Source organism: Methylobacterium planeticum (assembly GCF_008806345.1).
Lineage (GTDB): Bacteria > Pseudomonadota > Alphaproteobacteria > Rhizobiales > Beijerinckiaceae > Methylobacterium > Methylobacterium planeticum.
Genome location: NZ_VZZJ01000002.1, coordinates 389,543 through 400,236, shown reverse-complemented (window position 1 = coordinate 400,236; position 10,694 = coordinate 389,543). Strand labels below are relative to the sequence as shown.

At 73.7% G+C, this 10,694-nt stretch carries 7 protein-coding genes; 4 read left to right on the top strand and 3 right to left on the bottom strand.

What is annotated here, in order from left to right; translation table 11 throughout:
* The first annotated feature begins 664 nt into the window (after positions 1–664).
* The gene (locus tag F6X51_RS03720; RefSeq protein ID WP_407658431.1) at positions 665–2,722 is read left to right on the top strand and encodes a M23 family metallopeptidase; all 2,058 of its coding nucleotides are present in this window, start codon (positions 665–667) and stop codon (positions 2,720–2,722) included.
* A 6-nt stretch (positions 2,723–2,728) separates the two neighbouring features.
* Here the strand turns inward: F6X51_RS03720 and gluQRS are convergent, their stop codons facing one another.
* From gluQRS to F6X51_RS03705, 3 genes are read right to left on the bottom strand one after another with little or no spacing between them, the layout of a single operon-like run.
* Positions 2,729–3,589 (bottom strand): tRNA glutamyl-Q(34) synthetase GluQRS, encoded by an 861-nt coding sequence (gluQRS, locus tag F6X51_RS03715; RefSeq protein WP_246696598.1) that lies wholly within the window; start codon positions 3,587–3,589, stop codon positions 2,729–2,731.
* A complete protein-coding gene (locus tag F6X51_RS03710) occupies positions 3,586–3,864 on the bottom strand; it encodes a hypothetical protein (RefSeq protein ID WP_150961837.1) in 279 nt (92 codons plus the stop codon). Before F6X51_RS03710 ends, gluQRS begins: the two co-directional genes overlap by 4 nt.
* Positions 3,865–3,916: 52 nt before the next feature.
* Entirely contained in the window at positions 3,917–6,001 is a 2,085-nt protein-coding gene (locus tag F6X51_RS03705) for an ATP-binding protein (protein ID WP_150961836.1), read from the bottom strand.
* Positions 6,002–7,174: 1,173 nt separating this feature from the next.
* Between F6X51_RS03705 and trpA the strand changes: the two genes are divergently transcribed.
* From trpA to F6X51_RS03690, 3 genes are all read left to right on the top strand, one after another.
* A complete protein-coding gene (gene trpA / locus F6X51_RS03700) occupies positions 7,175–8,017 on the top strand; it encodes a tryptophan synthase subunit alpha (protein ID WP_150961835.1) in 843 nt (280 codons plus the stop codon).
* Positions 8,018–8,110: 93 nt separating this feature from the next.
* On the top strand, positions 8,111–9,049 hold the full coding sequence (gene accD / locus F6X51_RS03695; protein WP_150961834.1) for an acetyl-CoA carboxylase, carboxyltransferase subunit beta: 939 nt from the start codon (positions 8,111–8,113) through the stop codon (positions 9,047–9,049).
* Between the two features lie 13 nt (positions 9,050–9,062).
* The gene (locus F6X51_RS03690) at positions 9,063–10,400 is read left to right on the top strand and encodes a bifunctional folylpolyglutamate synthase/dihydrofolate synthase (RefSeq protein ID WP_150961833.1); all 1,338 of its coding nucleotides are present in this window, start codon (positions 9,063–9,065) and stop codon (positions 10,398–10,400) included.
* Positions 10,401–10,694 lie beyond the last annotated feature (294 nt).

Genomic DNA, 10,694 nt, shown 5'->3' with positions numbered 1-10,694 from the left:
CACGCTTCTCTTTCTCAGATCAACTTGTCAAAGAACACGCCCCAGAGGGAACGCAACGCAAGTCCCGACCGGCATGTCCCGATCGGCAAGTCCCGATCGACAGCCGCGCCCCGGGGAGAAACCCCGCGACCTCGGCCGGTCCGATCAGGAGATCCGCAAGGCCGACCGGCCCTGTTGCGGGACCCGTCCGTCTCGGCGGTGGGGCCGTCTAAGGCCCCTGCCATCCCGTGTCAACCCGGCCGCATGAGCCTTGCGGCGACGACCGTCCGACACCCCCCGCCACACCCAAAACGACGCGAAACGCCGGCTCGTCACCGGATCCCGCTCAGCCTCGGGGTCTGACAGAAAACAGCGGCGCCGGGACCACTTCCGCGGTCCGGCGCCGACGACCCGGGACATAGCCATCACGAGCCCGGCCGTCAAGCCCGCAGCGCTGCGCTGCACAACGGCGCGGGGCCTCGGGTGGCGCGGTTCACCGGGAATCGCTGAAACGGGCCGCGGCTTCGTCACCCACCCGCTGGACCGACGGGCGCCTCAATCTCGACATCCTGCGCCCGGACATGCTTTCTCTCGAAGCAGGCCGGTTCGCCCGGTCGGGGATCGCCTCGCTTCCTCGCCGGGGCGACGCCGCGGGGGGCCAGCGATCCTGGCATAAGGAATGTCCGTGAAGCGGGGCCGTCTCAAGATCGTGGATGCGGGTGCGGCCGGACGGCCGGCCGAGACGCCGCATGGCGTCGAGCCGCCGCTCGACCTCCTGGGCGCCGATGCCGCCCGGATCGACCGCCGCGAGGTGAACCTGCGCTGGCTCTGCGCCAGCGCCCTCACGGGACTGACCGGGGCGGGGCTGATCGGCGCGGCCCTCCACGTCTCGCTGCAGGGGGACGTCTCCTTCGCGGCGATCCCGGAGCGGGCCGCCACGGTCGTCCGGCCGCAACCGAGCGAGGGCGGGACCAACCTCGCCCGGAAGGGCGACCGGCTGGTGCGCAACCTGATGATCGCCTCGGCCAAGCAGAGCTTCCGCTCCCCCGTCACGGTGCGCCTCGGCGAGCGCGAGATCATCAAGGTCCGGCCCTTCGTGCGGGTCTCGACCGCGCTCTCGATGTCGACCGGGGTCTTCGCCGGGGAGATCCCCCGCTTCGACCCGATGAAGTTCGTGTCCGACGAGCCCCTGGAGCGCGCCGCCGACACGAATGGGACGGAGGCGCCGGGCGCCGAGGTCTCCGTGGTCAAGCGGGAGCTCGGCGAGGCCGCGGTCGAGACCGGGGCACCGGCCCTCGGGGACGACGAGGTGACGGCGCAGGTCGAGGAGGAGCGCCGCATCGCGGCCGAGGCCGGGCGGCGCACCGCCCTGCCTCTCGCCCCCCAGATCATGCTGTCCCGCACCCTGCAGCAGGGGCTGACGGGCCCGGATTTCGACACCGCGAACGCGTTGCCGAAGGAGGGCAGTCCCTTCAAGTCCATCGAGGTCCTGGTCGTCCCCGAGAACGTCACCAAGCTCGCCAAGGTCGAGCTCCGGGCGAGCGAGACGCCCCTCGTCGAGGAGCGGGATCTCGCGCTGAAGCGCGGCGACACCCTGGAGAGCGTCCTCAAGGCGACCGGCCACATCGCCGACGAGCAGATCCGCGCGGTCGTCGCCGCCCTCGGCGGGCGGGGACGCACCGGCGCCCTGGTCGAGGGCCAGCAGTTCCGCGTGCAGGTCGCCCCGGGCGCCAGGCCCGGCGATCCGCGGCAGGTGACGCGGGTGATCCTCTACGGCGAGAACGGCATCGAGGGCATCGCGGCGATGAACGACCGGGGCGCCTTCGTGTCGGTGGCGCCGCCGACCGAGGACGCGCCGGCCCGGCCGAAGGCGCCGGCCGTGGCCGAGAACGGCGAGGACGAGGAGGAGGGCGGCTCCGGGCCGCGGCTCTATCAGAGCCTCTACGAGACGGCGGCGCGCCACGACCTGCCGCGCTCGGCCGTCGAGGACATCGTGCGGGTGTTCAGCTACGACGTCGATTTCCAGCGCCGCATCTCCGGCGGCGACAGCCTCGACGTCTTCTATACCTACGACGAGGATGCCGGGCAGGGCGCGGCCGAGCGGCCGGACCTGCTCTACGCCGCGCTGAACCTCGGCGGCGAGAGCCGCAAGATCTACCGCTTCCAATCCCCCGACGACGGCGCGATCGATTATCTCGACGAGCAGGGCCGGTCGCTCAAGAAGTTCCTGATCCGCAAGCCCATCGCGGACGGGATCATGCGCTCCGGGTTCGGCTACCGGCGCCACCCGATCCTCGGCTACGCCAAGCTCCATACCGGCGTCGACTGGGCGAACCCGATCGGCACGCCGATCGTGGCTGCCGGCAACGGCACCGTGATCAAGGCGGAGTGGGATTCGGGCTACGGGCGGCGCGTCGAGATCCAGCACATTAACGGATACGTCACGACCTACAACCACATGTCCCGGTTCGGGCGCGGCGTCAGCGCGGGCGCCAAAGTGCGCCAGGGGCAGGTGATCGGCTATGTCGGCTCGACCGGCCTCTCGACGGGCGCCCACCTGCACTACGAGGTGATCATCAACGGCCACTTCGTCGACCCGATGAAGATCCGGGTGCCCCGCGGGCGGGAGCTCGACGGGCGCCTGCTCGCCGAGTTCAAGCGCCAGCGCGAGCAGATCGAGGGCGTGATGCAGAAGTCCCGCAGCGCCACCGTGATGGCCCAGCGCGACGCCGCGATGCGCTGAGCGCCGTCAGGCGAAGCCGAGCCCGGCCCGGACCGCCCCGGGGGTGACGCCCGCGTCCCGCAGGTCCTGCAGGGATTGCGAGCCCCTCGACTTGGCGAGCTTCTCCCCCGCCGGATCGCGGATCAGGGCGTGGTGGTGGTAGCGCGGCGTCGGCAGGCCGAGGAGGCGTTGCAGCAGCCGGTGGAGGTCGGTGGCGGCCTCGAGATCCTGGCCGCGCACTACGTGGGTGATCCCCTGCGCGGCGTCGTCGTGGACGACGGCGAGGTGGTAGCTCGTCGGCACGTCGCGCCGGGCGATCACCGCGTCGCCCCAGCGGGCCGGGTCGGCCGGGACCTCCCATTCCTGTCCCTCGCAATCGAAGGCCCCGTAGGCCAGCGAGCCGGACGCCGCGAGGGCCCGGGCGATGTCGAGGCGCCAGGTATGCGGCGCGCCGGCCGACCGGCGGGCGGCGATCTCCGGGGCGGGCAGGGTGCGGCAGGTGCCGGGGTAGAGCGGCGTCCCGTCCGGGTCGCGGGGGACCGGATCCCCGGCCGCCAGGGCGGCGGTGGCGATGGCCGAGCGGGAGCAGAAGCACGGATAGGCGAGACCCCGGGCCGCAAGGTCCGCGAGGGCGGCGCGGTAGGCCGGCAGGTGCTCGGATTGGCGCCGCACCGGCCCGTCGAAGCGGAGGCCGAGCCAGGCGAGGTCGTGCGTGATCGCCGCGACGAGCGCGGGCCGGGAGCGCACCGGGTCGATATCCTCGATGCGCAGGAGGAGGCGCCCGCCGAGGCGCCGGGCGATGGCGGCGTTCAGCAGCGCCGAGTAGGCGTGCCCACGGTGCAGCCGGCCGTTCGGGCTCGGCGCGAAGCGGAGGACGGGGCGTCTCAACCGCCGGATTGGCGCAGGCAGCGGTCCTGCGACGGGGTGCAGGCGATGCCGGGTAGCGAGCAGGCCGCGCCCTCGGCGTTGCGCTGGCAGACGCGGCAGCCGTCGCTCCATTCGAGGCAGGCCGCGTCCTCGCCGGGTTTGAGGGCGGCGTGGTGCTCGGGCGCCGGCGCGAGGGCGCCGAGGATCACGGTCGCGGCGACGAGCGCCGCGATGCTCCACGCCACGACGCCGTCCCGGGCGGCAGGGTTCGGATCCTGGATCGACTGACTGGCCATGGGCCCCAGTTGGAGCGGGCGTCCCGGCCTGTCAACGCGGGGGGCGCGGTCTTCAGGCGGCGCAGGCGGCGTGGCGGTCGAGGAGGGCCGGAAGCGCCCGCAGGTTCAGGGGCTTTGGCAGGAACCCGTCGAACCCGGCGGCGCGGGCCGCCGTCTCGTCCTCGCGGCCGGCATTGGCGGTCAGCGCGACGAGGTGGAGGCGCTGGCCCGTCCCCGCCTCCGCCTCGCCGGCCCGGATGCGTCGCGCGGTCTCCAGCCCATCGAGGCCCGGCATGCGGATGTCGATCAGGGCGAAATCGAAGGGCTCGGGCTCGGCGAGGCGGGCCAGGGCCTCGAGCCCGTCGCGGGCCAGCACCACCCGGGCGCCGAGGCGCTCCAGGGCCTTGCGGGCGAGGAGCGCGTTGATCGGGTTGTCCTCGGCGAGCAGCACCCGGGGCCCGGCCCCGGCCGGCGCGGGCTCGGCCCGCATCGGCTCCGGGGCGGCGGGCACTGCCGGCTCGGCCGGGCCGGGGGCCGGGCCGGGGGCCGGGCTCGGGCGGGCCGGGGCGAGCAGGCGGTCGAACAGGGAGCGGGCCCGCACCGGCTTGATCAGGTAGCTGTCGAAGCCCGCGGCGCCGGGCGGGCCGAACTCGCGCCGGTCGAAGGGCGAGAGCAGGATCAGGCTGCAGCGCACGCCGCTCCCCCGGGCGGCGTCGGCGAGCCGGCGCACGGCCTCGTCCCCGAGGGCCCGGTCGGCGATGAGGGCGTCGAACCGGGCGGCCGGCAGGGCGGCGAGCCCCGCCTCCAGGCTCGGCACCACCACGGCGGCGGCGCCCGAGCGCGACAGGCGGCGGGCGAGGTAGGGCGCCTGGAACGGCGAGTGGGCGACGACCAGGATGCGGCGGCCCCCGAGGTCGATCCGGGGCACGGGGGCGGGCGCCGCGGGGTCGGGCAGCGGCGCCTCGGGCAGCGGCAGCATCACCCGGAAGGTCGAGCCGCGCCCGAGCCGCGACTCGGCCTCGATGCGCCCGCCCATCCGGGCGACGAGGCGGCGCGTGATGGCGAGGCCGAGGCCGGTGCCCTCGTGCGGGCTGCTGGCGCTGTTGTCGCCCTGCTCGAACTCCTCGAACAGGATCGGGATGCGCTCCTGCGGGATGCCCGGGCCGGTATCGGCGATGGCGAGCGCCAGCCCCTCGCTGTGGCGGCTGAGGGTGACGCCGACGCCGCCCGCATGGGTGAACTTGATGGCGTTGCCCGCGAGGTTGACCAGGATCTGGCGCACCCGCTCGGCATCCCCCACCACGAGGGGCGCGAGGTCGTCGGCGACGTCGAGGGCGATCTCGATGCCCTTGTCCTGGGCACGCGGGGCCAGGAGCTCGACCACCGCCTCCGCGACGGCCGCGAGGTCGAAGGGCTCGGCCGCGAGGTCGAGGCGCCCGGCCTCGATGCGGGAGAAGTCGAGGATGCCGTCGATCAGGCTGAGGAGCGCCTTGCCGCTGGTGCGCACCGCGTCGACATAGGTGCGCTGCTCGGGGTCGAGCCCGGTCTCGAGGACGAGGTCGGCCATGCCCAGGATGCCGTTGAGGGGCGTGCGGAACTCGTGGCTGACGGTGGCGAGGAAGCGCGACTTCGCGACGTTGGCGGCCTCGGCGCGGGCCAGCGCCCCGTCGAGGGAGCGGGTCGCCTCGATGCGGCCGGTGATGTCGATGCCGGCCCGCAGCCGTTGCGGCGGGGCGCCGTCCCGCGCCACCGGCATCTCCACGAAGGAGAACCAGCGCGGGACCCCGTCGACGGGCAGCACCCGCGCCTCGACGCGGCGGGTGCCGTCCGGGTCGCGCTGCAGGCCCCGGTCCTCGAGGATCGGCAGGTCGAGGGTGGCGCCCACGAGTTCGAGGGGGGTGCGCCCGAGGAGCCGGGCGAAGCCCGCATTGGCGAAGGTGATGCGCCCGATCGCGTCGCGCTGGACGATGATCTCCATGGTGGCCTCCACGAGGGCGCGGTAGCGCTCCTCGCTCTCGGAGATCCGGGCGATGCGTCCGTGCAGGTCCTCGACCGCCGCCTCCTCGCGGCCCGGGTCCGCCCGGCGCCAGAACAGGGCGGCGAGGGAGAAGGCGGCGGCGAGGAGCGCGAGGACGAGGGTGACGTCCTTCAGGTCCATGACGAGGAATCCAAGACGGCCTCCGGCGGGGCGGGCCCAGCGGCGTGGGAGACCCGGAAGCGGGAGGATCGCAGGACAGATTGAAGGAGCGCTTGCCAAAGGCGCTTAAGGAAGGGTTGCCGGCACCGAGACAGCTGTCGGCATCGGGCGGGGCGGATGGGGCGGGGCGGGACCCGCATGCGGAAGCGGCCCCGCGCGCGGAAGCGCCGGGGGCTTGGCCGGAAGGGTCGCGACGGGTCGCGCCGGGTGACGCGGGACGCCGAAAGACCATCGAGGGTTGGAACGAGACCGGTCTCCCGGCGTCCCGCGGCCGCCGGGCCCTCGCGGGACCGCCGGCCGATTTGGCGTCGCGGATCTGGTGCGTCCGCATCGACTCCGACGTCGGGGTGGGGGTCGGACCTCGTCCCCGTTGCGGGCCTGCCTCGCCGCACCGGGCCTCGTAGTGGGCCCGGCCTCGGATGTGCCCGAGGGCGCCCCGGCCACCGGCCGGACACGTCCCCTGTCGCGCGAACGCCCGGGGCGATGGCGACCGAAGCCATCGACGCGGGACCGCCTCGGCCCCCCAGCCCCCGCGGCCGGTCTCCGCGGGAGCCCCCGTCGGGTGGGGGCGAGCGGCCAAGGGTCTATGACAGGAAACCCAGAATGTCAAGTTATTTTTCCTAGATACATCCTGCCGAAGCGCGATCTCCGGACCCGAGATCGCGGACACGGTCCGACGCGGATGGCCCGGGCGATCGGCCCCGTGGTCACGGGGCCGATCGAATATAGCCGGCAAATCTCATGGATTGCCGTCTATCCATGCGACGGCCGGACGCCGTCCCGGAATGGGCCCCGTCCACCTCGCCCCGTCCACCTCGCCCCGTCCACCTCGCGGCGAGACGACGGGCGCGGGTCGCCGCCGCGCGATCCGGCACCGCGCGGGTCCCCTCCCCTCACGGCCTCCTCCGGTCGACCGGCCCCGTCGCGCGCGTCGCACGGCCGAGGCCGCGGCCCCGGCCGGGATGGGGCGGCTCCCCTGCCCTTCGCAGACCCCCGCTTCCGCCGCCGCGGCCCGCTTTCGCTTCACCCTGGGCTCCCGATGGTGTAGGCGCGGCGGCTCGATCGCCCGAGAAATCCCGCGCGGGGGGCCCGCGCCGGGACGCCCGAGCCGAAGTCCGAGCCGGACCCTGAGCCATGACCGAACGCCGCAACCGCATCGACGCCACCTTCGCCCGCTGCCGGGCGGAAGGCCGGGCCGCCCTCGTGACCTACGTGATGGCGGGCGACCCCGATCCGGAGACCTCCCTGAAGGTGCTGGAGGCCCTGCCGCGGGCGGGCGCCGACATCCTGGAATTCGGCCTGCCCTTCACCGACCCGATGGCGGACGGCCCCGCGATCCAGGCCGCGGGCCTGCGGGCGCTGAAGGGCGGCCAGGGCGTGGTCCGGACCCTGGACCTCGTGGCCCGCTTCCGCGCCGGCGACGCCGACACGCCCGTGATCCTGATGGGCTACTACAACCCGATCCACGCCTACGGGGTCGAGCGCTTCCTCGCCGACGCGGTCGCGGCGGGCATCGACGGGCTGATCGTCGTCGACCTGCCGCCGGAGGAGGACGACGAGCTCTGCCTCCCGGCCCTGGCCCGGGGCCTCGCCTTCATCCGCCTCGCGACCCCCACCACCGACGAGCGGCGCCTGCCCGCCGTCCTCGCGAACACCGCGGGCTTCGTCTACTACGTCTCCATCACGGGCATCACCGGCACGGCGACCCCGGATTTCGGCAAGGTCGCGGACGCGGTCGGCCGCATCCGCCGCCACACCGACCTGCCCGTGGTGGTGGGCTTCGGGGTGAAGACCCGCGCCCACGCGGCCGCGATCGCCAAGGGGGCGGACGGCGTCGTGGTGGGCTCGGCCCTCGTCGACGCGCTGGCGCGCTCCCTCGACGCCGAGGGGCGGGCCGGCCCCGGCAGCGTCGCGGCGGTGGCGGACCTCGTGCGGGAACTCGCCGCCGGCATGCGCGCGGCCGAGACGGCGGCCTAGGGCCCGCGGCCTCGGGCGGCCCCCGCGCCGTCACACTGGCAGGATACCCGCCGGCACCTGATATCAGCGGTGGCTCGAACCGGACGACGCGCGATGAAAGTGGAACCGATGAACTGGATCTCGGAGGTCGTGCGCCCCAAGATCAAGACCCTGTTCAAGCGCGAGACGCCGGAGAACCTCTGGATCAAGTGCCCGGACACCGGCCAGATGGTGTTCCACAAGGAGGTGGAGGGGAACCACTGGGTGATTCCCGGCTCCGAGCACCACCTGAAGATGAGCGCCCAGGCGCGCCTCAAGATGATGTTCGACGAGGGCACCTGGATCGACGTGCCGCTCCCCGAGGTCGCCACCGACCCGCTCAAGTTCCGCGACGAGAAGCGCTACGTCGACCGCCTCAAGGAGGCCCGCGCCAAGACCGGGATGAGCGACGCCTTCAAGGTCGGGTACGGCCGCGTCGGCGGCCTGCCGATGACGCTCGCCGCCCAGGAATTCGGCTTCATGGCGGGATCCCTCGGCATGGCGGCCGGCGAGGCCTTCATCCGCGGCGCCGAGACCGCCCTCGACAAGCGCACGCCCTACCTCCTGTTCTCGGCTTCCGGCGGCGCCCGCATGCAGGAGGGCATCCTCTCGCTGATGCAGATGCCGCGCACCACCGTGGCGGTGCGCCGCCTCAACGCCGCGCGGCTGCCCTACATCGTGGTGCTGACGAATCCGACGACGGGGGGCGTCACCGCCTCCTACGCGATGCTCGGCGACGTGCACCTCGCCGAGCCCGGGGCGCTGATCTGCTTCGCGGGGCCCCGGGTGATCGAGCAGACCATCCGGGAGAAGCTGCCCGAGGGCTTCCAGCGGGCCGAGTACCTGCGCGAGCACGGCATGGTCGACCAGGTGGTGCACCGCCACGCCCTCAAGGAGACGGTGGCCCGCATCTGCGGGCTCCTGATGAACACGCCCGCGGGCGCCGGCCGCGCCGCCGCCCCATCCGCCCAACCGCCGGCCCAGGCTTCCCTGCCCCTGCCCGAGCCGGCCTGACCCGACGCGCCCGATGGATTCCTCCGACGCGCTGATGGCGCGCTTCCTCGCCCTGCATCCGCGCACGATCGACCTGTCGCTCGGGCGCATCCAGAAATTGCTGGCCAAGCTCAACCATCCCGAGCGGCGCCTGCCGCCGGTGATCCACGTGGCCGGCACCAACGGCAAGGGCTCCACCATCGCCTTCATGCGGGCGATCCTGGAGGCCGGGGGCCTGGCCGCCCACGTCTACACCTCGCCCCACCTCGTGCGCTTCCACGAGCGCATCCGCCTCGGCGCCATCGGGGGCGGCCAGTTCGTGCCGGAGGACCGCCTCGCCGACGCCTTCGCGCGCTGCGAGGCCACCAACGGGGGCGACCCGATCACGGTCTTCGAGATCACCACGGCGGCGGCCCTGCTGCTGTTCTCGGAGGTGCCCGCCGACGTGCTCCTCCTCGAGGTGGGCCTCGGCGGCCGGGTCGACGCCACCAACGTCATCGACGCGCCCGCCGCCGCCGTCGTCACCCCGATCGGGCGCGACCACGCGGAATATCTCGGCGACACCGTCGCGGCGGTGGCGGGGGAGAAGGCCGGCATCTTCAAGCGCGGCTGCCCCGCCGTGATCGCCGCCCAGGACTACGCCGAGGCCGACGCGGTGCTGTGCCGCCACGCCGAGGCCGTCGGCGCCGGGCCGATCCTCGTCGGCAACCAGGACTTCTCGGTGCACGAGGAGCGCGGCCGCCTCGTCTACCAGGACGAGCTCGACCTGTTCGACCTGCCGAGGCCCCGGCTCAGCGGGCGCCACCAGCTCACCAACGCGGGCACCGCCATCGCGGCGCTGCGGGCGGCGGGCTTCGGCGATATCGGGGTCGCGGCCCTGGAGGCGGGCCTGCGCAACGTCGACTGGCCCGGGCGCCTGCAGCGCCTCGCCCGCGGCCACCTCGCCGACCAGGTCGCCGACCACCTGCCGGCCGGGACCGAGCTCTGGCTCGACGGCGGCCACAACATCGACGGCGGGCGCATCCTCGCCGCCGCCGTGGCCGATCTCGGCGAGCGCAGCGACGTGCCGCTGGTGCTGATCGTCGGGCTGCTCGGCACCAAGGACGCCGAGGGCTTCCTGCGCAACTTCGTGGGCCTCTCCCGGGCGCTGATCGCCGTGCCGATCGCCGGCCAGATGGCGGCGCGGCCCGCCGAGGAGGTCGCCCAGATCGCCGCCGAGGTGGGCCTCAGCGCCCGCGTCGCCTCGAGCGTCGAGGCGGCGCTGGCCATGATCGCCGACATCGCCTTCGAGCAGCCCCCCCGCATCCTGATCTGCGGCTCGCTCTACCTCGCGGGCGCGGTGCTGACCGCCAACGGGACCCCGCCGACCTGAGGCGGGGGCCGCCGGCGCGGGCCTCCTCCCGGCGCCCTCACACGCCTTGCGCGCAATACAGGTGAGGCGACAACATTTACGGGAAATGAGGTGGCGCCCAAGGCTCTAGGGCAAGGTCCGGGCCGGCGCCGCCCACTGAAACCGGGCCGAATTCGGCGCCTCAGCAGAAATCCCCGCTTTCCACCATTGCGGCTGTCCCAGTGCCGAGCCCGACCCGGTGTGTCCTCAGCGCTACATCTTAACTGTGGAAAATCCCGTAGTTTCGCCACCGATCGGGCACAATGCTGGGGATCA

What these genes read in the sequence shown, in the direction of transcription:
- F6X51_RS03710 (WP_150961837.1), bottom strand. Translation starts at nt 3,864, where the DNA reads ATGGCCAGTCAGTCGATCCAGGATCCGAACCCTGCCGCCCGGGACGGC.
- F6X51_RS03705 (WP_150961836.1), bottom strand. Translation starts at nt 6,001, where the DNA reads ATGGACCTGAAGGACGTCACCCTCGTCCTCGCGCTCCTCGCCGCCGCC.
- trpA (WP_150961835.1), top strand. Translation starts at nt 7,175, where the DNA reads ATGACCGAACGCCGCAACCGCATCGACGCCACCTTCGCCCGCTGCCGG.
- accD (WP_150961834.1), top strand. Translation starts at nt 8,111, where the DNA reads ATGAAAGTGGAACCGATGAACTGGATCTCGGAGGTCGTGCGCCCCAAG.
- F6X51_RS03690 (WP_150961833.1), top strand. Translation starts at nt 9,063, where the DNA reads ATGGATTCCTCCGACGCGCTGATGGCGCGCTTCCTCGCCCTGCATCCG.